Annotated in this window: 24 protein-coding genes; 7 read left to right on the top strand and 17 right to left on the bottom strand. The window is 71.2% G+C overall.

Translation table 11 applies throughout. From position 1 onward, the window contains the following. Positions 1–108 precede the first annotated feature (108 nt). Together ACZ7HT_RS13260 and ACZ7HT_RS13255 are read right to left on the bottom strand one after the other, a co-directional pair. Entirely contained in the window at positions 109–780 is a 672-nt protein-coding gene (locus tag ACZ7HT_RS13260) for a response regulator (protein WP_471164035.1), read from the bottom strand. Continuing rightward, complete coding sequence (locus ACZ7HT_RS13255; protein WP_471164032.1) at positions 777–1,985, bottom strand: sensor histidine kinase; 1,209 nt, start codon at positions 1,983–1,985, stop codon at positions 777–779. The genes ACZ7HT_RS13260 and ACZ7HT_RS13255 overlap by 4 nt, the downstream gene beginning before the upstream one ends. Positions 1,986–2,110: 125 nt before the next feature. On the opposite strand from ACZ7HT_RS13255, the gene ACZ7HT_RS13250 reads away from it, so the two are divergent. Continuing rightward, complete coding sequence (locus tag ACZ7HT_RS13250) at positions 2,111–2,698, top strand: GNAT family N-acetyltransferase (RefSeq protein ID WP_471164029.1); 588 nt, start codon at positions 2,111–2,113, stop codon at positions 2,696–2,698. Here the strand turns inward: ACZ7HT_RS13250 and ACZ7HT_RS13245 are convergent. The 6 genes from ACZ7HT_RS13245 to ACZ7HT_RS13220 form a co-directional block, all read right to left on the bottom strand. Then, the gene (locus ACZ7HT_RS13245; RefSeq protein WP_471164026.1) at positions 2,695–4,218 is read right to left on the bottom strand and encodes a type VI secretion protein; all 1,524 of its coding nucleotides are present in this window, start codon (positions 4,216–4,218) and stop codon (positions 2,695–2,697) included. The genes ACZ7HT_RS13250 and ACZ7HT_RS13245 overlap by 4 nt on opposite strands. Then, positions 4,219–5,613, bottom strand: coding sequence for an ATP-binding protein (locus tag ACZ7HT_RS13240; RefSeq protein WP_471164024.1), 1,395 nt, complete (start codon positions 5,611–5,613; stop codon positions 4,219–4,221). 20 nt (positions 5,614–5,633) lie between these two features. Continuing rightward, positions 5,634–7,187: an SCO6880 family protein gene (locus ACZ7HT_RS13235; RefSeq protein ID WP_471164021.1), complete on the bottom strand. Its 1,554-nt coding sequence runs from the start codon at positions 7,185–7,187 to the stop codon at positions 5,634–5,636. Then, the gene (locus tag ACZ7HT_RS13230) at positions 7,184–8,512 is read right to left on the bottom strand and encodes a hypothetical protein (RefSeq protein WP_471164018.1); all 1,329 of its coding nucleotides are present in this window, start codon (positions 8,510–8,512) and stop codon (positions 7,184–7,186) included. Before ACZ7HT_RS13230 ends, ACZ7HT_RS13235 begins: the two co-directional genes overlap by 4 nt. Continuing rightward, positions 8,502–9,338, bottom strand: a complete 837-nt coding sequence (locus ACZ7HT_RS13225) for a DUF8175 domain-containg protein (protein ID WP_471164016.1) — start codon at positions 9,336–9,338, stop codon at positions 8,502–8,504. The genes ACZ7HT_RS13230 and ACZ7HT_RS13225 overlap by 11 nt, the downstream gene beginning before the upstream one ends. A 99-nt stretch (positions 9,339–9,437) precedes the next feature. Next, positions 9,438–9,746, bottom strand: a complete 309-nt coding sequence (locus ACZ7HT_RS13220) for a hypothetical protein (RefSeq protein WP_116159777.1) — start codon at positions 9,744–9,746, stop codon at positions 9,438–9,440. Between the two features lie 377 nt (positions 9,747–10,123). Here ACZ7HT_RS13220 and ACZ7HT_RS13215 point away from each other — a divergent pair, with 377 nt between their 5' ends. Then, positions 10,124–11,125 (top strand): C40 family peptidase, encoded by a 1,002-nt coding sequence (locus ACZ7HT_RS13215; protein WP_471164068.1) that lies wholly within the window; start codon positions 10,124–10,126, stop codon positions 11,123–11,125. A gap of 233 nt (positions 11,126–11,358) precedes the next feature. Further along, complete coding sequence (locus ACZ7HT_RS13210; protein WP_471164014.1) at positions 11,359–12,081, top strand: phosphatase PAP2 family protein; 723 nt, start codon at positions 11,359–11,361, stop codon at positions 12,079–12,081. On the opposite strand, the gene ACZ7HT_RS13205 is transcribed toward ACZ7HT_RS13210, so the two are convergent. Beyond that, positions 12,078–12,233, bottom strand: coding sequence for a hypothetical protein (locus ACZ7HT_RS13205; protein WP_471164012.1), 156 nt, complete (start codon positions 12,231–12,233; stop codon positions 12,078–12,080). The genes ACZ7HT_RS13210 and ACZ7HT_RS13205 overlap by 4 nt on opposite strands. A gap of 130 nt (positions 12,234–12,363) precedes the next feature. On the opposite strand from ACZ7HT_RS13205, the gene ACZ7HT_RS13200 reads away from it, so the two are divergent. Then, positions 12,364–13,206, top strand: coding sequence for an SCO4651 family lipoprotein (locus ACZ7HT_RS13200; protein ID WP_471164010.1), 843 nt, complete (start codon positions 12,364–12,366; stop codon positions 13,204–13,206). Between the two features lie 122 nt (positions 13,207–13,328). Continuing rightward, entirely contained in the window at positions 13,329–13,514 is a 186-nt protein-coding gene (locus ACZ7HT_RS13195) for a hypothetical protein (RefSeq protein ID WP_471164007.1), read from the top strand. Positions 13,515–13,698: 184 nt separating this feature from the next. Here the strand turns inward: ACZ7HT_RS13195 and ACZ7HT_RS13190 are convergent, their stop codons facing one another. Then, entirely contained in the window at positions 13,699–14,061 is a 363-nt protein-coding gene (locus ACZ7HT_RS13190) for a metal-sensitive transcriptional regulator (protein WP_471164004.1), read from the bottom strand. 194 nt (positions 14,062–14,255) lie between these two features. Here ACZ7HT_RS13190 and ACZ7HT_RS13185 point away from each other — a divergent pair, with 194 nt between their 5' ends. Together ACZ7HT_RS13185 and ACZ7HT_RS13180 are read left to right on the top strand one after the other, a co-directional pair. Then, a complete protein-coding gene (locus tag ACZ7HT_RS13185; protein ID WP_116159771.1) occupies positions 14,256–14,876 on the top strand; it encodes a DUF47 domain-containing protein in 621 nt (206 codons plus the stop codon). 5 nt (positions 14,877–14,881) lie between these two features. After that, the gene (locus ACZ7HT_RS13180) at positions 14,882–15,880 is read left to right on the top strand and encodes an inorganic phosphate transporter (protein ID WP_471164001.1); all 999 of its coding nucleotides are present in this window, start codon (positions 14,882–14,884) and stop codon (positions 15,878–15,880) included. Between the two features lie 102 nt (positions 15,881–15,982). On the opposite strand, the gene pstB is transcribed toward ACZ7HT_RS13180, so the two are convergent. From pstB to ACZ7HT_RS13145, 7 genes are all read right to left on the bottom strand, one after another. Continuing rightward, positions 15,983–16,759, bottom strand: coding sequence for a phosphate ABC transporter ATP-binding protein PstB (gene pstB / locus ACZ7HT_RS13175; protein WP_266894552.1), 777 nt, complete (start codon positions 16,757–16,759; stop codon positions 15,983–15,985). Between the two features lie 53 nt (positions 16,760–16,812). Then, on the bottom strand, positions 16,813–17,889 hold the full coding sequence (gene pstA, locus ACZ7HT_RS13170; RefSeq protein ID WP_471163997.1) for a phosphate ABC transporter permease PstA: 1,077 nt from the start codon (positions 17,887–17,889) through the stop codon (positions 16,813–16,815). Continuing rightward, on the bottom strand, positions 17,886–18,860 hold the full coding sequence (gene pstC / locus ACZ7HT_RS13165; protein ID WP_471163994.1) for a phosphate ABC transporter permease subunit PstC: 975 nt from the start codon (positions 18,858–18,860) through the stop codon (positions 17,886–17,888). Before pstC ends, pstA begins: the two co-directional genes overlap by 4 nt. A 123-nt stretch (positions 18,861–18,983) precedes the next feature. Next, positions 18,984–20,132: a phosphate ABC transporter substrate-binding protein PstS gene (pstS, locus tag ACZ7HT_RS13160; protein ID WP_471163991.1), complete on the bottom strand. Its 1,149-nt coding sequence runs from the start codon at positions 20,130–20,132 to the stop codon at positions 18,984–18,986. A 415-nt stretch (positions 20,133–20,547) separates the two neighbouring features. Continuing rightward, positions 20,548–20,964 (bottom strand): NUDIX hydrolase, encoded by a 417-nt coding sequence (locus ACZ7HT_RS13155; RefSeq protein ID WP_471163988.1) that lies wholly within the window; start codon positions 20,962–20,964, stop codon positions 20,548–20,550. Continuing rightward, positions 20,961–21,944, bottom strand: a complete 984-nt coding sequence (locus ACZ7HT_RS13150; RefSeq protein WP_471163985.1) for a CHAD domain-containing protein — start codon at positions 21,942–21,944, stop codon at positions 20,961–20,963. The genes ACZ7HT_RS13155 and ACZ7HT_RS13150 overlap by 4 nt, the downstream gene beginning before the upstream one ends. Then, positions 21,931–24,234: an RNA degradosome polyphosphate kinase gene (locus ACZ7HT_RS13145; protein WP_471163983.1), complete on the bottom strand. Its 2,304-nt coding sequence runs from the start codon at positions 24,232–24,234 to the stop codon at positions 21,931–21,933. The genes ACZ7HT_RS13150 and ACZ7HT_RS13145 overlap by 14 nt, the downstream gene beginning before the upstream one ends. Between the last annotated feature and the right edge of the window lie 15 nt (positions 24,235–24,249).

Below are 24,249 nucleotides of genomic sequence, written 5' to 3'. Positions count from 1 at the left end.
AGGGGGGACCCTGTGGGAGAGTAGGACGCCGCCGAACAATTTTTAGCCTCAACCCCCGGACCTTGTCCGGGGGTTGAGGCATTTTTGCGTTCTGGGGATTTCGCGGGGTCACGGCGCCGGGGTCACCAGGCCCGTGTCGTAGGCCAGGATCACCGCCTGGACGCGGTCGCGGGTGCCGGTCTTGGCGAGGACTCGGCCCACGTGGGTCTTCACCGTGGATTCCGCCAGGTGGAGGCGTTCCCCGATCTCCGCGTTGCTCCAGCCCTTGCCGATGACGGTGAGGATCTCGCGCTCCCGGTCCGTGAGGGGCGCGAGACGGGGGTCTTCCTCCGGGCGTGGGGCGGTCGCGGGCGCCGGAAGGTGGTGGATGTAGGTGTCCAGGAGGCGGCGGGTGAGGCTCGGGGCGACGACCGCGTCGCCGGCGGCCACCGCGCGGATGCCCGCGAGGAGTTCTTCCGGCTGGGCGTCCTTCACCAGGAAGCCGCTCGCGCCGGCGCGGAGGCCGTCGTACGCGTACTCGTCGAGGTCGAAGGTCGTGACGATCAGGATCCGGGTGCGGGCGCCCGTGGCGACGACGCGGCGCGTGGCCTCGATGCCGTCCAGGCCGGGCATCCGGATGTCCATCAGGACGACGTCCGGGTGGTGCCGGTCGACCAGGTGGATCGCCTCGGTGCCGTTCGACGCCTCGCCGACGACCGTCATGTCGTCCTGGCTCTCGAGGAGCATGCGGAAGCCGAGGCGCTGCATCGGCTGGTCGTCGGCGATGAGTACGGTCGTCACGAGGGCGAGTCCTCCAGGGGGATGCGGAGTGCGACCCGCCAGCCGCCGGTCGGCAGCGGGCCGGTCTCGAGTGTGCCGTCGTAGTGGGCCGCGCGCTCGCGCATTCCGGTGATGCCCTGGCCCCGGCCGGGCATGGCCGACCGGGTGCCGGTGTCGGTGACGGCCAACTCCAGGGCCCCGGGGCCGTACGAGAGGCGGACGGACGCCGTCGCGCCGGGGCCCGCGTGCTTCAGTGTGTTCGTCAGGGCTTCCTGGAGCACGCGGTAGACCGTCAGTTGGGCGCCGGCGGAGAGCGCGGGTCGCCCGGCCGGGGGCAACTCGGCCCTGACCGGTAGACCCGCTTTCCGTACGCCCGCGATCAGGCGTTCCAGGTCGGTCAGGGTCGGTTGCGGGGTGCGGGTCGCCTCCTCGGGGCCCTCGGCGTCCTCGTCGTGGAGGACGCTGAGGAGCCGGCGGAGTTCGGCGAGGGCCTGGCGGCTCGTCGTACCGATGGCTTCGAGGGCCTGGGCGGCTCGCTCGGGGTTCTTCGCCGCCGCGTACCGGCCGCCGTCCGCCAGGCCGGTGATGACGGACAGGTTGTGGCCGATGGTGTCGTGCATCTCGCGCGCGATACGGGCGCGTTCGGCGGTGGCGGCCAGGCGGACCTCGTGGGCGCGTTCGTCCCTGCGGGAGCGGACCGCGATGCCGAGGAGGGCGGCCAGGGCGTACGCCCACAGGGCGGGGACGACCCGCTGGTCCACGGCACCCGAGGGGAAGCGGACCGCTCCCGTCACGAGCGGCGGCAGGATCAGGGCCAGGGCCCACGGGAGCGCGCGCGGCGGGCGGCTGAGCGCGATGTGGAAGACCGGGAGCATCTGGAGGTACGCGGACTGGAGGAAGGCCCCCGAGGCGTCGGCGACCAGGGCCGCGCAGGCCATCACCGCCAGGACGGCCGTCGGGTGGCGCCGGCGCCAGTACAGCGGCACGGAGAGGGCCACGGACAGGGTGGCCACGAGCCAGACCGGGACGGACGGGTCGACGGCGGTGGTCAGCCAGCCGCCGTCGGCGTCCACGAGGGCCGCGACCGTCCAGGAGACGGTCACCGTGGCGTCCCACACCCAGGGGTGGCGCGGGTCGAAGGCCCGTACGCGGGCGAGGAGACGCTGGGCGTGCCGGCTCGGGGCCGTGGTGGCGGGCGGCGGCTGCGGGGTCTCCTCCGTGGTCATCCCGTCATCATCCCCATGGCGGGCGGGCCGCGCGTCGGACCTGGGGTGGGCGTGGGTCGTACTCCGGTACTACGGAGGAGGAAATCGCCTTGTCAGGAGGGTGCGGGGCTCGTCAGGATCACGGCATGGACTATTCGATACGCACCATCCGCGCCGACGAGTGGGAGAAGACCCGCGAGATCCGGCTGGCCGCCCTCCAGGACCCGATCGCGCACCTGGCCTTCCTCGACACGTACGAGGCGGCCGTCGAGCGGCCCGACGCCTTCTGGAAGGAGCGGGCGGAGGGCGCGTCCGAGAGCGGCGACGGGAAGGTGCGGCAGTTCGTGGCCGAGGGGCCGGACGGCCGCTGGGCCGGCACGATCTCGCTGCTCCTGGAACGGCCCTCGGACGAGGTGCGGTTCGGTGAGGCGGCGTCGACCGAGCAGACGCACATCGTCGCGGTGTACGTACGGCCCGAGGCGCGCGGGACGGGGGTCATCGACGCGCTGTTCCGGGCGGGGGTGGAGTGGTCGTGGTCGCTGTCCGAGCCGGTGGTCGAGCGGGTGCGGCTGTATGTGCACGAGGAGAACGGGCGGGCGGCCGCGTTCTATCGGCGGTTCGGGTTCGTTGCCACGGGGGATCGGGTCGCCGTGCCGGGGGACGACGTCGCGCAGGAGCTGGAGTTCGAGTTGGTGCGGCCTTCGGTGGGTGGGGGTTCAGGCGCGGGAGCCTAGGCGCGGCTAGGGGCGCCGTCCCGCCAGCGGCTCTTGGCCTGTTCTTCTGAGCGCATCAGGGCCAGGGTCGGGAGTCCCTGGTGGTGGCCCGCCGTCAGGAGGTCCGGGAGCTGGGGGAGGGGGGCCACCGCGGCCACGTCTTCGAGGACGAGGGTCAGTGGTGGGTCGAGCCGACCGTCGGATGACCGTGCGGCCATGCGGCGGCCGTGCTCGACCACGCTTGCGGCGAGGGCCGTGAGGAGCGGCATCGCGCCGGGGTGGGTGCGGGGGTCCTCGATCGCCTCGCCCACCACGTAGAGCGTGCCCCCTTCGGCGAGGAAAGATGCGAGCGCCAGCGAATCAGTTCGATTAGGTACGCACGCCTCCCTGATGTGGATCGAGGAGAGGGCCTCCAGCGCACGGGCCGTCAGTTCCTGGGCCATGCGGCGGGTTTCGGGGTGCGCGGTGAGCGCCGACTCCAGGAGGCCCGCCAGGCCCGAGGCGGCCTTCGGGTGGCTGCGGAGGATGCGTACGGGCTCGTGGGCGCCCGCGCCCTGCGCCCAGCGGTGGACCTGCCGGAACGGCCGGCCGTCGACGGCCGCGGCGTGCAGCCAGCAGCGCAGCAGGGTCTCCGCGGTGTCGGCGGTGGCCGCGTCCAGGCGGGAGTGCGGGCGTACGGGGGCGAGCAGGGCGATCGCGCGTTCCTGCGCCACCGCCGGGTCCTCGCAGTGCTCGGCCGGCGACCAGTGGAGCCGGGCGGGGGTGTCGCAGAGGTGGCCGGGGTCGTGGACCAGGACCGGGCCGAGTTTGCCGCGCGCGTCCTTCGTCGAGGACCAGACGGCGGGGTCCGAGGTGACGACCAGGACCGGGCCCTCCGCGTCCAGGATCGTCTGCACGGCGGCCGGTCGGCGGGTCTCCGGGGGGCCGTAGACGGTGCCGGGGGTGGTTATGGGGGAGGGGGAGGGGGATGGGGTGACCGGTTGGGTCACCGGTGCGGCCATTGATGGGGCCACTGGTGGGGCCGTCGCCGGTGTCGTCGGGGGGTGCTCCTCCGTCGGGCGGCGTGGGGCCGGGGGTGTGGTCGGCTCGTCCCGTAGCCCCGCGTCCTTCCGTACGGTCGCGTCCTTCCGTACAGCCGCCTCCTCCCGTACCGGATGCGGCGTTGCGTCGTACGCCCCCGCCTTTCGATTCGCGCGGACCGCGCGCCAGCGGGTCAGGGTGCCGAGGGCGAAGACGGCGAGGACCATGGAGATCATCGCCTCGCCGATCAGCAGGCCCCAGAAGAGGCCGTATCCCGAGAGCTGGTTCGGCGGGGTGGTCGGCCAGGCCGACGGGAGGTCCGTCGGGGCCGTCGCCAGGGAGCGGAGGGCCGAGGGGGTGCCGGTGAAGGCGACGTTCTGCGGCCAGGCGCCGTGGGCGAGGAGGCCCGCGAGGCCGGTCGCCGTCCACACCAGGAGCGTGAGGCCGAGGAGGAGGGCGAACAGGCTGAGGAGCAGCCCGTCGGAGATCCCTCCCCCTCCTCCCTTCCGTTCCGGTTCCATCTACGCCACCGTCGACTGCGAAGTGCCGTTCATCTGCTGCTCGATGAGGATGGCCCGCTGTTCGGTCTCCCACTCCAGTTCCGGGTCCGTGACGGAGGACTCCGTCATGGCGCGGTCGGTGTAGACGAGCGGGCGTTCCTTCTCGGTGATGAGGTGTTTGACCACCTGCACGTTGCCGTTGACGTCCCAGACGGCGATGCCGGGGGTGAGGGTCGGGATGATCTCGACCGCCCAGCGGGGCAGGCCGAGGACGCGGCCGGTGTTGCGTGCCTCGTCGGCCTTCTGGGCGTAGATGGTCCGGGTGGAGGCCATCTTGAGGATCGCCGCCGCTTCTTTCGCCGCTGCTCCGTCGACCACGTCCGACAGGTGGTGGACGACGGCGACGAAGGACAGGCCGAGGCGGCGGCCGAACTTCAGGAGCCGCTGGAACAGCTGGGCCACGAAGGGGCTGTTGATGATGTGCCAGGCCTCCTCGACCAGGAAGATGCGCTTCTTCCGGTCGGGGCGGATCCAGGTGTGTTCCAGCCAGACGCCGACGATCGCCATGAGGATGGGCATGGCGATGGAGTTGCGGTCGATGTGGGAGAGGTCGAAGACGATGAGCGGGGCGTCGAGGTCGATGCCGACCGTGGTCGGGCCGTCGAACATGCCCCTGAGGTCGCCGTCGACCAGGCGGTCCAGGACGAGGGCGACGTCCAGGCCCCAGGCCCGTACATCGTCTATGTCGACGTTCATCGCCTCGGCCGACTCGGCCTCCGGGTGGCGCAGGCGCTCGACGATGTCGGTGAGGATCGGCTGGCGGTCGGTGGTGTGCTCGGTGACGTACGCGTGGGCGACCTTGAGCGCGAAGCCGGAGCGCTCGTCGAGGCCGTGGCCCATCGCCACCTCGATGATGGTGCGGAGGAGGGCCAGCTGGCCCGTGGTGGTGATCGAGGGGTCGAGGGGGTTGAGGCGGATGCCGGCGTCGTTGGCGACCATCGGGTCCAGGCGGATGGGGGTTATCCCCAGCTCCTGGGCGATGAGGTTCCATTCGCCGACGCCGTCCTCGCCCTGGGCGTCGAGGACGACGACCTGCCGGTCGCGGAAGCGGAGCTGGCGGAGGACGTAGGTCTTCTCCAGGGCCGACTTGCCGTTGCCGGACTCGCCCAGGACCAGCCAGTGCGGGGCGGGGAGCTGTTGCCCGTACAGCTGGAAGGGGTCGTAGATGTAGCCCTTGCCGCTGTAGACCTCGCGGCCGATGATGACGCCGGAGTCGCCGAGGCCGGGCGCGGCGGTCGGCAGGTAGACGGCCTGGGCCTGCCCGGTGGAGGTGCGGACGGGCAGGCGGGTCGTCTCCACCTTCCCGAAGAGGAAGGCGGTGAAGGCGTCGGTGAGGACGGACAGCGGGTCTCGCATGGGTCTGTGCCCCTTCGGCCCTAGCGGCGGATGCCGGTCGCGAACGGCAGGGTGTTCACAAAGGCCCGGTGGTGCTCGCGGTCGCACCACTCCAGCTTCAGATACGACTTGCCGGCGGAGGCCCTGATCGTGCGCTTGTCCCGGGCGAGGGCCTCGGGCGAACGCGACGACACCGTGATGTACCCGACGAGGTTCACTCCTGCCGCGCCGCTGGCGAGATCTTCACCCCGCTGGTCGAGCCGGCCGTGGGCGGCGATGTCGCGGGGGTCGACCGTGCGGTTCATCTTGGCGGCGCGGCTGGCGTCGGCCTCGTCGTTGGTCTTCTCGGTGAGCATGCGCTCGATGGCGACCTCGGTGGGCTCCAGGTCCATGGTGACGGCGACCGTGCGGATGACGTCGGGGGTGTGGACGAGGAGCGGGGCGAGGAAGTTGACGCCGACGGGGGTCATCGGCCACTCCTTCACCCAGGCCGTGGCGTGGCACCAGGGGGCGCGGGTGGAGGACTCGCGGGTCTTGGCCTGGAGGTACGTCGGTTCCATCGCGTCGAGTTCGGCGGGCCAGGCGTTCCGCTTCGTCATGGCCTGGATGTGGTCGATGGGGTGGTCCGGGTCGTACATGGAGTGCACGAGGGACGCCAGGCGGGACTGGCCGAGGGGCTGGCGGACACGGATGTCGGCCTCGGCGAGGCGGGCGCAGATGTCGGTGAGTTCGCGGGCCATGACGACGGCGAGGCCGGCGTCGCGGTCGAGCTTGCGGGCGCCGGAGGCGTGGCGGGCGGCGCGGGCCATGGCGTTGGCCTCGGCGGCGAGCTCGCGGGTGTAGTGCATGCAGGCGACGAGGTAGGCGCGGTGCTGCTCGCTGGAGGTGGAGACCATGGACTGGAGCTGGTCGTAGGACTCCTGGAGCCAGGCGGGGGCCTGGGTGTCTCCGCGCTGGGCGACGTCCTTGGCGTGGGCGTCGGGGTCGGCGGGGAGGGTGCGGGCGAGCATCTGGAGGCGGGTGACGAAGCCGTCGCCGTTGGCGACGTGCTTGAGGAGGGTGCCGAAGCGGTCGACGAGGGCCTCCTGGTCCTCGCTGTCGCGCAGGCCGACGCCGGGGCCCTCGATCTCGATGGCGGCGGTGACGGTGCGGCGGTCGGCGTGCAGGAGGACGGCGATCTCGTCGGGGCCGAAGGGGGCGGCGAGCCAGCCGACGCCGCCGATGCCGGGGGGCGGGCCGACCTCGACCTCGCGGCCGTCGAGGCGGGTGCCGGCCTCGGAGGCGACGGAACGGTAGGTGGTGCCGCGCTTGAGCATCCGCTTGTAGCTGCGGTTGATCTCGAACCACTTGTAGAAGGTGCGGTGCTTGTACGGGAGGTACACGGCGGCGATCGCGAGCATGGGCAGGCCCGCGAGGAGCGCGATGCGCAGGGGGAGGGCGGGGACGAGGAGTCCGCTCATCATGCCGAGGAAGGCGCCGACGATGATCAGGGCGATCTCGCCGGTCTCGCGGTTCTTGCCGACGATCGCGTTGGGCCGGGCGCGGCCGACGAGATACGTGCGGCGGGGCGCGACCGGCTGGGACTGGGTCGTCAACGCCCTGCACCTCCAGAGTTCTTGCGGTTGCTGTGCGGGGTACCCGCGGTGGGACTGCTGCTACGGGGTGGGGGCGTGGAGCCGCCGCCGGTGGAGCCGCCTCCGCCGCGGCTGCTGTGGGCGGCCATGCCGCCGGAGACGGGGTTGGCGGGTCGGGCCGCCTGTGTGCCGCCTCCGCCTCCGCTGTCGCGGGTGCTGTGGGTCTTGATGCCCTGGGAGACGAGGGAGGCGGGGGAGGAGATGACGGCGGCGGCCGCGTTCTCGCCGGCGCGGTGGAGGCGGTTGTCGCGGGAGGCGGCGATCTCGTCGCCGAAGCCGGGGACGAAGCGGTAGATCATCGCGGAGGCGAAGATGGCCAGGAGGATGATCGAGAGGCCGGAGACGACGGCGGAGACCGAGTTGGGGCCGGTGTCGGAGGACAGTGCGCCGGCGAGGCCGAGGACGATCACGATGACCGGCTTGACGAGGATGACCGCGATCATGATGCCGGCCCAGCGGCGGACGTGGCCCCACATGTTCTTGTCGACGAGACCGGAGTAGACGACGACGCCGAGGAGGGCGCCGACGTACAGCAGGACGGCGCGGAGGAACAGCTCCAGGTAGAGGACGCCGGCCGCGAGGACGGTCACCAGGGACACGATGATCAGCATGATGGGGCCGCCACCGATGCTGTCGCCCTTCTGGAGGGCCTCCTTGAAGCTGCCGAAGAAGATGTCGGTCTGCTGGCCGGTGCCGGAGGCGATGACCTCGGTGATGGCGTCGGTGGCGTTGACGACGGTGTAGAGGATGAGGGGCGTGAAGGCGGAGGCGAGGACCGTCAGCCAGAGGAAGCCGATGGCTTCGGAGAGGGCCGTGGTGAGGGGGACGCCGCGGACGGCCCGCTTGGCGACGGCGAGGAGCCAGAGGAGGAGGGTGAGGAAGGTGGCGGCGGCGAAGACGATGGCGTAGCGGCCGAGGAACTGCATGTTGGTGAAGTCGACGTCGGCGGTCTCTTTGACGGCCTTGGAGAGGTAGTCGATGGTGGAGACGGCGGCGTCGGCGAAGCCGCGGGCGAGGGAGGCGAGGGGGTCCGGCGCGTCGTTGGTCTCGGGGAGCGGTGCCGAGCCGCCGCCCGGCTTGCTCCTCTCGCAGAGGGTCCTGGGCTCTCCGACCAGGAACCTGCAGTCGTTGTCGCTCGGGCTCTTGGTCGCGGAAGCCCCGGGCGCCGTGGGCGTCGGTGTGGGAGCCGCCTGAGCGGCCGGCGCGAGCAGGAGGGAGAGGAACAGGACGAGGAAGGCGGTCACGATCGTGCTCGCCCGTCGTCCTGCGCTTCGGTTAGCGGGCATAGGTGAACCCTCCGTATCCCTCGACGGCCGCGGCGATCTCCTCGGCCATGGAGGCGCGGTTGTCGCCGTTGACCGGAGTCGGGCCGTCGGTCTGCGTGGAGGACTCCACGCGCCAGTCGCCCCCGACCCACGTGAGTTTCTCCGTGATGGTGAACCAGGTGGAGGTGACGGGCCTGGTCGAGCCCTGGCCGGCGAGGCCGCCGAGGCTGGTGCACCAGACCTCGACCGTCGCGGAGTTCTCCGTGTAGTCCCGGACCTTGGCGCCGATCGGGATGGTGCGTGACACGAGCGTCATGCCGGACGGCGCGGTGCCGTCCTTGTTGAGTCCGGCACCGGTCATGAAGTCGGCGCTGTAGGCGGAGTCGAACTTCCCGAGCAGGTCGTCCACGACGGCCGGCGCGTGGACGGTGCGGACGATCTCGCGGCGCCGTTCGGCGTTGTACATCTCCACCGATCCGAGCGCCACCGCGAAGTTCGTCGCCGCGCTCTGGGCGCCCTGGTCGTCGTGGGCGTAGCCCGTGGGGATCGTGCCGTTCTTGCCGGTGACGGGGTGGACGCCCGTCGCGGAGGTGGGGGCCGTGCGGCCGGGGGTGCCGGAGCGGGCGCCGGCGGCGTCGGCGGGTTCGCCTCCGCCGCGGTTGGCGAAGGCGATGGCGGCGACGAGGAGGACCACCACGCCGACGACCGTGAGGAGGGATCGGGAGCTGCGGACGGGGCGGCGGGCGCCGCCGTAGACGTCGCCGCTGTTGCCCTCGGGCAGGCGGGTCCGGGTCTGGCCCGAGCCGCCCACGCCGCCGAAGCTGTCGTGCTCGTCGCCGGGACTCATGCCGGGTACGCCCCCTCACTCGTTCGCGGGTACGGCCGTGCTTCACCATGACTGGGCATCAGGGAACGCATTCTCAGGAAGGTCGGGTCCGACGGGAGATCAGACGGCCATCCCGTACACGATGGTGAACAGTGTCCCCAGCGAACCGATGATGAAGACGCCGGTCAGACCGGCGACGATCAGGCCCTTGCCCTGTTCCGCGCTGAAGGTGTCGCGGAGGGCGGTCGCGCCGATGCGCTGTTTGGCCGCTCCCCAGATGGCGATGCCGAGGCAGAGCAGGATGGCCACGGCCATCACGACCTCGATCATCACCTTCGCCTCGGCGCCGAGGCTCCCGAAAGGCCCCCAGTTCGGGGCGATTCCACCGATGATGGTGGAGATGTCGCCCTTCTCGGCCGCCAGGTACATGTAACTCACCGCCCCTGTTGGGTACTTGGTCGCCCCTGCCGGACGGCATGGGTCATCGCCCTATCTTCGCTGATGAAACCGCTCACGTGTGACGGCTTGGCGGCTCTCTTTACCCGATCCCCGCACACTTGACCGATCTGACCGTCTTGACCTGCGGTGGTGTGGCCGGTTTCCATGCGAAGAAGCGTATGGTCACTCTGTGTATCACGGAGAGTGACTCCGGGCAATGATTGTCGTTGTTGCACTCTTGGGGCCGCGTCGGACGCAGTGCGCGCGAGGCGCCCCCTCGGGGGCACCCCGCCGCCTAGACTGACCGTCCGGGCGTACTGCCATGAACCGAGGGGTGGTTGACGGTGCGTAGGGCTGGCAAGGCGTGGATGTGGGCCGGCGGGACCTTAGGGGTCTGTCTCGGCTTCGTCGCACTGCTCGTCGTCGGCACGTACTCCGCGGCCGCCGGGATCGCCGGCGGCGTGGACGGCAAGGGCGGGGCCGTCGCTCTCGCCAAGGGGTCCGTCCCCGCGCTCTACCAGGGCCTCGTGCAGCGGTGGGGGAACCTGTGCCCCGCCATCAACCCGGCCCTGCTCGCCGCCCAGCTCTACCAGGAAAGCGGCTGGAACCCGCGGGCCGTCTCCCCGGCCGACGCCCGGGGCATCGCCCAGTTCATCCCCGGCACCTGGGCCGGGCACGGCATCGACGGTGACGGGGACGGCGACCGGGACATCTGGGACCCGAAGGACGCCATCCCCTCCGCCGCCTCGTACGACTGCGAACTGGCGCGCTACGTGAAGGACGTGCCGGGGGACCCGGCGAGCAACATGCTGGCCGCGTACAACGCGGGCGCGTACCGGGTGATCCGGCACGGCGGCGTGCCGCCCATCAGCGAGACGCAGAACTACGTGCGCATCATCCGGTCCCTGGAGAAGAGCTTCGCCCGCCCGGTGGGCCGCGTCGCGCCCTCGCAGCAGGCCGCGTCCGCCATCCAGTACGCGCAGGAGAAGCTGGGCACCCCGTACCTCTGGGGCGGTACGGGCACGGCCGCGCAGAACGGGCGGTTCGACTGCTCCGGGCTCACGCAGGCCGCGTACGACAGCGTCGGCGTGCAGCTGCCGCGCGTCGCCAACGACCAGTACAACGCGGGACCGCACCCGAGCAGGGGCGAGCTACTCCCCGGCGACCTGGTGTTCTTCTCGGACGACCTGACCAACTCGCGGGCCATCCGGCACGTCGGCATCTACGTCGGCGGCGGCTACATGATCGACGCCCCGCGCACCGGCGCGGTGATCCGGTTCGACCGGATCGACACCCCTGACTACTTCGGGGCCACCCGGGTCACCAGGGAGGGCGCGGCGGCGCTGCCCACCCATCTCCCGCAGACCTGAGGGAAGCAGACGAGCCGTCGGACGGCCGGCGGCTCGACTCAGGGCGTATCGGGCATGGCCGGAACTCTCCGTCATGCACGGGCCCTGAGCTGCGGTCGGCCGTCACTCTTGTATAACGTCGTCGTGATCCACCGGAGACAGCGGAACGTGCGCCTCAGGCGGTTCGTTCCCTGATCCGACCACTCTGACCACGGGGGTTGGAAACCAGACACGAGAGCAAGGGGCCGCAGCAGATGGCTGGACTCGCATCGGACGGCTCGAACCCCGATGTCGGCCTGCTCTACGACATCAACGGACTGGCCAAGGCCGCTCCGCCGTGGTTCGACCGCGTCATGGAGGTCGTCGGCGAGTACGGGATCGTGCTCGCGATGGTCCTCGTCGTGCTCTGGTGCTGGTGGAGCGTCCGCCGGCGCGGCACCCTCGCCGACTCCGTCTCGGCCGTCGCCGGCCTCGTCTGGGCCCCGCTGGCCGCCGGCATCGCCCTGCTGGTCAACATCCCCATCCGCGGCTTCGTGGAGCGCCCCAGACCCTTCAAGGACCATCAGGGCCTCGAAGTCCTCGTCGCCGGGAAGACCGACTTCTCCTTCGTCAGCGACCACGCCACGCTGACGATGGCGCTCGGCGTCGGCCTCTTCGTCGCCCACCGCAAGTTCGGCCTCGCCGCCATCGCCCTCGCCCTCGCCGAGGGCTTCGCCCGGGTCTACATGGGCGTGCACTACCCGACCGACGTGATCGGCGGCTTCGCCCTCGGCACGGCCGTGGCGCTGCTCCTCGCCCCCGTCGCGCTCGCCCTGCTCACGCCCGTCGTCTCCGCCGTCGCCCGCTCCGGCCGCGCCGCCCGGCTCGTCCGCTCCCGCCGCGCCGACGCGCCGCGCCGCCCCGAGGCCGTCGGCATCCCCGAGCCCCGCGTCGGCGGCCCCGCCGGCGGCACCGGCCAGAAGGACCTGGCCGCCTAGGAGCCGCTGGTACGGAGGTGCTCCGCGGCGTCCGTACGGGCCTTGTCGCGGGATCTGCGGGCCGGGCCCGTCCAGCCGCAGCTGCACCGTGCCAGCGCGAACGAGCCGCGCTCCGTCGTCGTCGTGGTGTGGGGGGAACCCTGCGCGTGCACCCCACCACCGTACTGCGCGTGACGGCTCGCCCCCACCGTCGTTATGCGGATCGGGTGTCCCCGGACCCGCGGGTCCCGGGGAGGCGCGGGTCCCGGGCAAACAGCGGTGAGGCGTTGGGGGTTGGCGGCGATGGTGGAGCAGGGGTACGGGCGTCCGCGGGGCTCGGGGAGCGGGGCGCTCGCCGTCACCGCCGTGCTGGTCGGCTCCCTCGTCACGGCCGCGGCGGTCACGGGCTGTGCCGCCCCCGGGGACCCGAAGTCGGCGGCCGACCCCGCCCTCGCCGTACGGAACGCCGCCGACGCGCTGGCGAGGGCCGGCACCTCCAAGGCCAGCACCTCCATGGAGATGGCCGCCGGCGGGACCCGGGTCACCATCAGGGGCGAGGGCGGCTACGACTTCCGGCGCCGCACCGGACGGCTCCAGGTGCTGCTGCCGAAGGACCCCGCAGGGGCGAGCGAGCACCGGCCGATCACCGAGCTCCTCACTCCCGGCGCGCTCTACATGAAGAACCGGGGCGCCGGAGTGCCCGCCGACAAGTGGGTCCGCGTCGACACCACCACCCTCGACGACGGGAACCTCGTCACCGGCGGGGCCACCGACCCGGCCGCCGCGGCGGAGCTGCTGCGGGGCGCCCGCGAGGTCACGTACCTCGGCGAGGTCGAACTGGCGGGGGTGAAAGTCGGCCACTACCGGGGGGTCGCCGACATCGCCCATGCCGCCCGGGCCGCCTCGCCGCAGCTGCGCGGGGCGCTCGCCGCGGCGGCGAAAGGGTTCGCCAAGGACACGGTGCCCTTCGACGCGTACCTCGACGCGGAGGGGAGGCTGCGGAAGGTGCGCCACCAGTTCAGCTTCAGCAACCAGGGCCGGATCGTCGCGGTCGCCTCGACGACCCTGCTGTACGGCTTCGGGGTCCCCGTCGAGGTGACGCTGCCGGACCGCCGCGACATCTACGCCGGGAAGATCGAGACCTGACCGGGCGCCCCGGTGGCGGCACGGACCATCGGCAAAATGGTCCAGACGTGTCATGCGCGGTGCGTGGGCCCGTCCCTACGCTGGGATGCCGTTGGGAGACCGACGCCGGCAGGAAGAGGTGGATGCGCGTGGCCCCGCCCGGTACAGCAACCGTGCCCGCAGACCCGGACTGCGTCGCCCTCGCCGAGATCGAGCTCTGCGGCGAGCTGATCATCGCGGCGTCGGCCGCCGACGGGGAGCGGCTGAGCGCCGACCGGATCGACGAGGTGCTGAGGGTGGAGGCGGAGCGGGCGGCGGAGGAGGGCTGACGGTGCGGTCCGCCCCGCCGGCCCCGGAGGAGCGCCAGCCGTACGGTCCGCCCCGACCGGAGCGGTGGGACTGCAGCGGTACGCTCCCGCCCCGACCGGAGCCGTGGGACTCCGGCCGTACGGTCTCGTCCCGCCTCGCCCGGAGCGGTGGGACTCCGGCCCGTACGCTCCCGCCCCGCCCGCCTCAGGTGCGCATCATGCGGGCGATGGCCTTCGTGGCCTCCTCGACCTTCTCGTCGATGCCCGAGCCGGTGGCCGCCGCGTCCGCGACGCAGTGCCGCAGGTGCTCCTCCAGGAGCTGGAGGGCGAAGGACTGGAGCGCCTTCGTCGAGGCGGAGACCTGCGTGAGTATGTCGATGCAGTAGACGTCCTCGTCGACCATCCGCTGGAGGCCCCGGATCTGGCCCTCGATCCGGCGCAGCCGCTTGAGGTGCTCGTCCTTCTGCTTGTGGTAGCCGTGCACGCCGTGCGCGTGGTCGGCCGGCTCGACGGCGCCGACGGCCCCGACGGAATCGGGGGTGACCTGGTCCGCCTCGGTGGTCGTCATCGCGTCCTCCCGTTGTCCAGATAAGGGGTGGTATACCCCTCGTGGGTATATGGTACCGATCCCCGCCGGTCCGGGCGGGGGCCCGCTGCAGTTCACTGTGCCTGATGGGCGACACTGAGAGACGCCGGTTAGCCGTGGCCGGATGATGCGCCTAGCATCAGCCTGACCGAATTCCAGCACCCCGAGGACCTCACGTGCGATTTCGTCTGACCCCCAGGGAGACGAGCTTCTACGACATGTTCGCCGCGTCCGCGGACAACATCGTCACGGGCTCCAAGCTCCTGATGGAACTGCTCGGAGCGGAGCCTTCCGCCCGGGCCGAGATCGCGGAGCGGATGCGGGCAGCGGAGCACGCCGGTGACGACGCCACCCACGCGATCTTCCACCAGCTGAACTCCTCCTTCATCACACCGTTCGACCGCGAGGACATCTACTCCCTCGCTTCGTCCCTCGACGACATCATGGACTTCATGGAAGAGGCCGTCGACCTGGTCGTCCTCTACAACATCGAAGAGCTCCCCAAGGGTGTCGAGCAGCAGATCGAGGTCCTGGCCCGGGCGGCCGAGCTGACCGCCGAGGCCATGCCGAACCTGCGGACGATGGCGAACCTCACCGAGTACTGGATCGAGGTCAACCGTCTCGAGAACCAGGCGGACCAGATCCACCGCAAGCTGCTCGCCCACCTCTTCAACGGCAAGTACGACGCCATCGAGGTGCTGAAGCTCAAGCAGGTCGTGGATGTGCTGGAAGAGGCGGCCGACGCCTTCGAGCACGTGGCCAACACGGTGGAGACCATCGCGGTCAAGGAGTCCTGAGCTTCGTGGACACCTTCGCTCTGATCGTGACCATCGGTGTCGCGCTCGGCTTCACGTATACGAACGGCTTCCACGATTCCGCCAATGCCATCGCCACCTCGGTGTCGACCCGGGCGCTGACCCCCCGGGCGGCGCTGGCGATGGCGGCCGTCATGAACCTCGCGGGTGCCTTCCTCGGCCAGGGGGTCGCCCACACCGTCAGCAAGGGCATCATCGAGACGCCCACCGGCGACAAGGGGATGGGCATCCTCTTCGCCGCGCTGCTCGGCGCGATCGTCTGGAACCTGGTCACCTGGTACTTCGGTCTTCCCTCGTCCTCCTCGCACGCGCTGTTCGGCGGCATGGTGGGCGCGGCGCTCGCGGGTGGCACGGAGGTCATCTGGTCGGGTGTCCTGGACAAGGTCGTCATCCCGATGTTCCTCTCGCCGGTGATCGGTCTGATCGTCGGTTACCTGGTGATGACCGCGATCCTGTGGATGTTCCGCAGGGCCAACCCGCACAAGGCCAAGCGCGGCTTCCGTATCGCGCAGACCGTGTCGGCGGCCGGCATGGCCCTCGGCCACGGTCTGCAGGACGCGCAGAAGACGATGGGCATCGTCGTGATGGCCCTGGTCATCGCGGACGTCCAGGGGGCCGACGACCCGATCCCGGTGTGGGTGAAGATCGTCTGCGCGGTGATGCTCTCCCTCGGCACGTACGCGGGTGGCTGGCGGATCATGCGGACCCTCGGCCGCAAGATCATCGAGCTGGACCCGCCGCAGGGCTTCGCCGCCGAGACGACCGGTGCGTCGATCATGTTCGGCGCGGGCCTGATGTTCGGCGCGCCGATCTCCACGACGCACGTCATCACCTCGGCGATCATGGGCGTGGGCGCGACGAAGCGGATCAACGCGGTCCGCTGGGGCGTCGCCAAGAACATCGTCATGGGCTGGTTCATCACGATGCCGGCGGCAGCCCTTGTCGCTGCCGCGAGCTATTACGTGGTGCAGCTGCTCTTCGGGTAGGACCCCTGGTCGTACGCGAAATGGTTGGGCCCGGCTCCCCTGTGGGGGAGCCGGGCCCTTCGTCTTGTGGTGGCACCGCCATGCAGCACCACAAGACGGGTCTTAGCCGAAGCGGCCGGAGATGTAGTCCTCGGTCGCCTGGACGCTGGGGTTGGAGAAGATGCGCTCGGTGTCGTCCAGCTCGATCAGCTTGCCGGGCTGGCCGACGGCCGCCAGGTTGAAGAAGGCCGTACGGTCCGAGACGCGGGCCGCCTGCTGCATGTTGTGCGTCACGATGACGATCGTGAAGCGCTCCTTCAGCTCCCCGATCAGGTCCTCGATGGCGAGGGTGGAGATCGGGTCGAGGGCGGAGCAGGGCTCGTCCATCAGCAGGACGTCCGGCTCGACCGCGATGGCGCGGGCGATGCACAGGCGCTGCTGCTGGCCGCCGGAGAGGCCGGAGCCCGGCTTGTTCAGGCGGTCCTTGACCTCGTTCCAGAGGTTGGCGCCCTTGAGGGACCGCTCGACGATGTCGTTGAGCTGCGACTTCTTGTACTTGCCGTTGAGGCGCAGGCCCGCCGCCACGTTGTCGAAGATCGACATGGTGGGGAAGGGGTTGGGGCGCTGGAAGACCATGCCGACCGTGCGGCGCACGGCGACCGGGTCGACGTTCGTCCCGTACAGGTTCTCGTCGTCGAGCATCACCTTGCCCTCGACGCGGCCGCCGGGGGTGACCTCGTGCATGCGGTTCAGGGTGCGCAGGAAGGTGGACTTGCCGCAGCCGGACGGGCCGATGAAGGCCGTCACGGAGCGGGGCTCGACGGTCATCGAGATGTCGTCGATCGCCTTGTGGGCGCCGTAGTAGGCGGAGAGGCCGCTGACGTCGATTCGCTTGGCCATATCAATTCACTTCCAGAGGGCCGCCACTCGGCGGCAGCCGAATATCGGATGCCTCAGCGGCCGGTCTTCGGGGCCTTCCAGCGGGCGATGCCGCGGGCCACCAGGTTGAGGATCATGACGAAGGCGATCAGGACGAGCGCGGCGGCCCAGGCGCGGGCCACGGCGGCGTCGGTGCCGACCGCGTACTGCTCGTACACGTAGAGCGGCAGGGAGGACTGGGCGCCTTCGAAGGGGTTCGGGTTGATGAGCCTCGTACCGAACACGAGGAGCAGGACCGGGGCCGTCTCACCGGTGATGCGGGCCACCGCGAGCATGACGCCCGTGGTGATGCCGCCGATCGCGGTGGGCAGGACCACCTTCAGGATGGTGCGCCACTTGGGGATGCCGAGGGCGAGGGAGGCCTCGCGGAGCTCGTTCGGGACGAGCTTGAGCATCTCCTCGGTGGAGCGGACCACGACCGGCATCATCAGGATGGCCAGGGCCATCGAGCCCGCGAAACCGGAGGGGCCGAAGCCGAGCATCAGGTTCCAGGTGGCGAGGATGAAGAGGCCGGCGACGATCGACGGGATGCCCGTCATGACGTCGACGAAGAAGGTGACGGCCTTGGCGAGCTTGCCGCCGGCGGCGTACTCGACGAGGTAGACGGCGGTCAGGAGGCCGATCGGCGCGGCGATCAGGGTGGCGATGCCGACCTGCTCGATGGTGCCGAGCAGTGCGTGGTAGACGCCGCCGCCGGCCTCGGCGTCGAGGACGCCGTTCATCGAGTGGGTCAGGAAGTAGACGTCGAGGACCTGGGCGCCCTTGCTGATCGTGACCCAGGCGAGGGAGACCAGCGGGATCACGGCGAGGACGAAGCAGACCCAGACGAGGCTGGTGGCGACGCGGTCCTTGGCCTGGCGGCGGCCCTCGACCTTGGTGGTCACGGCGAAGGTGACGAGGACGAAGAGCAGCGCGGCGATCAGGCCCCACTGGACCTTGCTGTGCCAGCCGGCGCCGAGGCCGATGCCGATGGCTCCGGCGATGGAGCCGGCGGCGATGGCGGCCGGGGTCCAGCGGGGGAGCCGGGCGTGCGAGAGCGGATCGCGGCGCGGGGCGACCGAGACCGGACGATCCTGTATGGCGTGGCTCATGCCGCTGCCCCCGAGTACTCCTTGCGGCGGCCGATGATCCAGCGGGCGGCGCCGTTGACCAGCAGGGTGATGGCGAAGAGGACGAGACCGGAGGCGATGAGCGCGTCCCGGCCGAACTCGTTGGCCTCGTTGAACTTGGCGGCGATGTTCTGCGCGAAGGTGCCGCCGCCCGGGTCGAGCAGGTGGCCCGAGATGACGAAGCTGGGGGAGAGGACCACGGCGACGGCCATGGTCTCGCCGAGTGCGCGGCCGAGGCCCAGCATGGAGGCGGAGATGATGCCGGAGCGGCCGAAGGGCAGCACCGACATGCGGATGACCTCCCAGCGCGTGGCGCCGAGGGCGAGGGCGGCTTCCTCGTGCATCTTCGGGACCTGGAGGAAGACCTCACGGGTCACGTTGGTGATGATCGGAAGGATCATGATCGCCAGGAGGATGCCCACGGTGAAGATGTTGCGGGCGACGCCGTCCTGGGACTTGTCGAAGATGTACGTCCAGCCCATGAACTGGTCGAGCCACTTGTTGAGGCCGTCCAGGTACGGGACGAGGAAGATCGCGCCCCACAGGCCGTAGATGATGCTGGGCACGGCGGCGAGCAGGTCGACGACGTACGCGAGCGGCTTGGCCAGCTTGCGCGGGGCGTAGTGCGAGATGAAGAGGGCGATCCCGATCGCGACGGGCACGGCGATGACCATCGCGATGACCGAGGAGACCAGGGTGCCGAAGGCGAGGACGGCGATGCCGAAGACCGGCGGGGTGTTCGCCGGGTTCCACTCGAAGGTGGTGAAGAAGTTCGTGCTGTCCTTCGAGATGGCGAGGGCGGCACGGTAGGTGAGGAAGACCGCGATCGCGGCCATGATCACGAGGAGGGTGATGCCGGAGCCTCGGGACAGACCGCTGAAGATGCGGTCCCCGGGGCGGGTCGCGCTGCTGGCGCGCCGGCTCCTCTGTATGTCGGGTGAGGTGGTAGCCATCGGTTTTCTCCGGTCTGCGGGTCCCGTACGTCTCTTGCGGGGGTACGGGGGCCCTGGCGGCGGTGCACCGGATGCCGGGGCCGGCCCCTCCACGGGAGGTGAGGGGCCGGGCCCGGCCGGGGGTCAGGACAGGGTGGGGACGATCGCGCGGACCTTGGCCGCGATCTCGGCCGGGAGCGGGGCGTAGCCGGCGTCGGAGAGGACCTTCTGGCCCTCCTCGCTGGCGGTGTAGGTGAGGAACGCCTTCAGGGTCGGCAGGGTGTCCGCCTTGTTGCCCTTGTCGCAGGCGATCTCGTACGTGACCAGGGTGATCGGGTAGGCACCCTCGGCCTTGGTGGTGTAGTCGAGGGAGAGGGCCAGGTCGCTGCCGGTGCCCTTGACCTTGGCGGCGGCGATGGCCTTCGAGGCGTTCTCGGTGGTCGCGGCGACCGGGGCGGAGGCGCCGGTGTTGATGCTGACCGTGGAGATCTTGTTGGCGGTCGCGTAGGAGAGCTCGAAGTAGCCGATGGAGCCCTCGGCGTCCTTGACCGCGGTGGCGACACCGGAGGAGCCGTTGGCGGCCTGGCCACCCGGGGCGGGCCACGACTTCGTCTTCGGGTCGTACTTCCAGTCGGCCTTCGCGGTGGCCGAGAGGTACTTGCCCAGGTTCTGGGTGGTGCCCGACTCGTCCGAGCGGTGGAAGGCCTGGATGGTGGTGTCGGGGAGCTTGGCGCCCGGGTTCAGCTTGGCGATCTCCGGGGCGTTCCACTTGGTGATCTTCGTGTCGAAGATCTTCGCCAGGGTGGGGGCGTCCAGGACCAGGTTGTCCACGCCGTCCAGCTTGTAGCCGATGGCGATGGGGCCGCCGACCATCGGCAGGTTGATGCCCTTGCCGCCCTTGCAGACCTTCTGCGAGTCGGCGACCTCTTCGGGCTTCAGGGCGGAGTCGGAGCCGGCGAAGGTGACCTGGGCCTGGTTGAACTTGGTGATGCCGCCGCCGGAACCGATGGCCTGGTAGTTGACCTCGACGCCGGAGCACGCGGCCTGGAAGTTCTTGACCCACAGGTCCATCGCGTTCTTCTGCGCGCTGGAGCCGGCGGCCAGGAGCTGGCCCTTGGCACCGTCACACGCGATGTTCGACGCGGCACCGGCGGCGGAGGACTTGGTGCCGCCGTCCTTGGTCGGGGTCTCCGTGTTGTTGTCCGAGCCACACGCCGAGAGGACGAGCGCACCGGAGACGACGAGGGCACCGATCGCGGAGGCGCGAAGCCCGTTCTTGCGCGAAAGCTTCACTTTCGGGTGTTCCTTCCAGAAGCCGCCTTGTCGCGGACCGTGGTGTCCTGAACGTTCTACGGCGGCGTGTGTCGGTTGGTGGGTGCATCGCTGTGCTCCGTGCACCGTGTAAGGCCGAAATTAGGCAGAACAGGTGAAGCGGTCGACGGGGGAGGGTGAACGGGAAGTGAACCGTGCCGGAAGCGCCGGTGCGGGGCCCTTGGGCGGGCGGCGGGGGTGGTGGGGGTGGTGCGTCGCCGTCGCGGGCGGTCGCTCCGCACCCGTGTGGGCCGGGCCCACGGGGGCGGTGCCCCCCGCCCGTGTGCGTCCCGCCCGCCGGGACGGTGCCCCGCCCACGCCCGTGAGGGCGCGGGGCCACACGGGAGTGGGCCGAGGCGCTGATCGGGCAGGTGTGGCCCGCGGTGGGGCGGGCTCGTCAAGGGTGGGGGGTGGCCATGGCTGCGTCCAGGAGGTCGCGGTCTCTCGGTTGGGTGAGGCGCGGGCGGGCCGAGGCCGGGGGAAGCCAGACGAGGGCGTCGATCTCCTTGGTGGGGATGAAGCCGCCGTCCAGCGCCCGGGCCGACCAGTACGCGACCTCCTTGGGCCGGCCGTCCACCGTGTAGTGGGCGGTCGGCAGGCGGGGGCCGAGCTCGCAGCGCCGGCCCGTCTCCTCCAGGACCTCGCGCAGCGCGCACGCCTCCGCCGTCTCGCCGCGCTTCCGCTTGCCCTTGGGGTGCGACCAGTCGTCCCACTTGGGCCGGTGGACGAGGGCGATCTCGATGCCCTGGCCGGAAATCGCCGGACGCCACAGGACGCAGCCCGCCGCCAGGATGGGAGGGGGAGTGGTGGTCATGGGACGGGGGCCGTCGTTCGCCGCCACGCGCGCTGGAAGGCGAAGCGTGCCGCCTCCACCTCGTGGCGTTGGTCGGCGTGGAGGACGCCGAGGGCGTAGGCCGTCGCGGGGGCGATGCGCGGGGTGCGGGCCGCCGTGGCCGCCGCCGAAGCGGCCTCCGCCGCGTCGCGGTGCCGGTCCAGGGCCCGGGCCGCCTCGTACAGGACGGCGTCGGGTTCGCCGCCGGTGTGCAGCGCCTCGGTGGCGTACCGGTGCAGGCGGAGCAGGAGCCGGGTCTGGTGCCAGGGCGCGTCCTGGGCCTCGCCGGCGGCGAGGGCGAGGGCGTCGGCGTTGTACGGGTGGGCCGCCCGGGTGAGGGGGAGCGCGGCGACCGCGTCCAGGAGGCGGCGTTCGGCGAGGTCGGCGGGGGCGTCGATGACCTCGGCGGCCGGGGCCGCGCCCGCAGGCCCGAGCGGGACCTCCGAGGCGAGCAGCGCGACGGCGTCCGCGACCGCGTGGAAGCGGGCGGAGCCGAGCGCCTGGAGGGTGGCCGAGTGGGCGCGCGTACGGGCCAGGGTCAGCTGGCGTTCGAGGAGCGCGCCGGCCCGGGCGGCGCCGACCGTGAGGCCCGCGCCCTCCGAGCCGCGGGCGGCCGGCACCGGCCCGCTGCCGCTCGACAGGCGGGACAGTGCGTCCACCAGGCGGACGAGCCGTGACGTGCAGGCCTGCTCCAGGGCCAGCGTCCCGGACAGCCAGGCCAGCTCGGGGCGCAGCTGGTCGGCCCAGGCCGTGTCGAGCAGCGGCCGGAAGGTGTGGAGGGTGCCGCTGATCCGGCGGGCCGCCCCCCGCAGCGTACGGGCGGCCTCCTCCGCTCCGGCCGTGTCGGAGCCGCTCTCGGTGTGCAGGCGCAGGCCGCGGAGGAAGTCCGCGGCCCGCGCGTGCAGGTAGGGGGCCAGGACCTCGCCCGCCGTGACGTCCTGCGAGTGGTCAGGGTTGTGCACGCCGGCGCCTCCGCGCGTCGATGAGCATCTCCTGGACGTGCCGCAGCGGCCGGCCTTCGGGGTCGGTCGCGTGCCGCGTCCAGTTCCCGTCGGGGCCGAGGTGCCAGGAGGAGGTGGTGTCGGACATCCCGGTCTCCAGGAGCCGGGTGAGCGCTGCCCGGTGCGCCGGGTCGGAGACCCGTACGAGGGCCTCGATCCGGCGGTCCAGGTTGCGGTGCATCATGTCGGCGCTGCCGAGCCAGACCTCGGGTTCGCCGCCGTTGCCGAAGGCGAAGATCCGGGAGTGCTCCAGGAAGCGGCCGAGGATCGAGCGGACCCGGATGTTCTCCGAGAGGCCGGTGACCCCGGGGCGTACGGCGCAGATGCCGCGGACCCAGATGTCGACGGGGACGCCGGCCCGGGAGGCCTGGTAGCAGGCGTCGATGATCGCTTCGTCGACCATCGAGTTGACCTTGATGCGGACGTACGCGGGCCGCCCGGCGCGGTGGTGCGCGATCTCCTTGTTGATCCGGGAGACCAGGCCGTCCCGCAGCGACTTCGGGGCGGTCAGCAGGCGGCGGTACGTCTCGCGGCGGGAGTAGCCGGAGAGCCGGTTGAACAGGTCGGACAGGTCCGCGCCGACCTGCGGGTCGGCGGTGAGCAGGCCCAGGTCCTCGTAGAGCCGGGCCGTCTTCGGGTGGTAGTTGCCGGTGCCGACGTGCGAGTACCGGCGGAGGAGCTCGCCCTCCTGCCGTACGACGAGGGACAGCTTGCAGTGGGTCTTCAGGCCGACGAGGCCGTAGACGACGTGGCAGCCGGCCTCCTCCAGCTTCCGCGCCCACTTGATGTTGGCCTGCTCGTCGAAGCGGGCCTTGATCTCGACGAGGACGAGGACCTGCTTGCCGGACTCGGCGGCGTCGATGAGGGCGTCGACTATCGGGGAGTCGCCGGAGGTGCGGTACAGCGTCTGCTTGATCGCGAGGACGTCCGGGTCGGCGGCCGCCTGCTCCAGGAAGGCCTGCACGGACGTCGAGAAGGAGTCGTACGGGTGGTGCAGGAGCACGTCCCGCTCGCGCAGCGCCGCGAAGATGTCGGGCGCGGACGCGGACTCGACCTCGGCGAGGTCCCGGTGGGTGCCGGCGACGAACTTCGGGTACTTCAGCTCGGGCCGGTCCTGCCCGGCGATCCCGAAGAGGCCGGTGAGGTCGAGCGGGCCGGGCAGCGGGTAGACCTCGGCGTCGGAGATCTTCAGCTCGCGGACCAGCAGGTCGAGGACGTACGGGTCGATGGACTCCTCGACCTCCAGGCGCACCGGGGGCCCGAAGCGGCGCCGCATGAGCTCCTTCTCCAAGGCCTGGAGCAGGTTCTCCGCGTCGTCCTCCTCGACCTCCAGGTCCTCGTTCCTGGTCACCCGGAACATGTGGTGCGCGAGCACCTCCATGCCGGGGAACAGCTCCTCCAGGTGCGCGGCGATGACGTCCTCCAGGGGGACGTACCGCTGCGGGGAGGCCTCCAGGAACCGGGAGAGCAGCGGCGGCACCTTCACGCGCGCGAAGTGGCGGTGCCCGCTGACCGGGTTGCGCACGACGACGGCGAGGTTGAGGGAGAGGCCCGAGATGTACGGGAAGGGGTGGGCCGGGTCCACGGCGAGCGGGGTGAGGACCGGGAAGATCTGCTGCCGGAAGAGGGTGAACAGGCGGGCCTGCTCCTTCTCCGTGAGCTCGGGCCAGCGGATCAGGTGGATGCCCTCGTCGGCGAGGGCCGGGGCCACGTCCTGCTGGTAGCAGGCGGCGTGCCGGGCCATGAGCTCGCGCGAGCGCGTCCAGATCAGGTCGAGGACCTCGCGGGGCTGGAGGCCGGAGGCGGAGCGGGTGGCGACTCCGGTGGCGATGCGGCGCTTGAGTCCGGCGACGCGGACCATGAAGAACTCGTCGAGGTTCGACGCGAAGATCGCGAGGAAGTTGGCCCGTTCGAGGAGGGGGGTCGTCGGGTCCTCGGCGAGTTCGAGGACGCGCTCGTTGAACGCGAGCCAGCTGCGTTCCCGGTCGAGGAAACGACCCTGCGGCAGGTCGTCGCCGAGCGCGCCGTCGTCCTCGTACGTGTCGGGGTCCGCGTCCAGGTCGGCGTCGATGTCGGTCACGACGGTGCCGTTGACGACGTGCGCGCGGTGCGCGGTCATGGAGCCGAGGGAGGTCGCGGCGGCGGGCGTCGCGGACGCCTTTCCGGACTGCTTTCCGGAGGCCTTTCCGGACGACTTCTCGGACGGCGCGGCGGGGGACGGGACCGGGACCTCGGCGGGCTTCTGGCTCATGGCCCCATTCTTCCG

The sequence above is a fragment of the Streptomyces sp. NPDC037410 genome (assembly GCF_055602235.1).
This window is presented reverse-complemented; position numbering and strand designations above follow the sequence as displayed.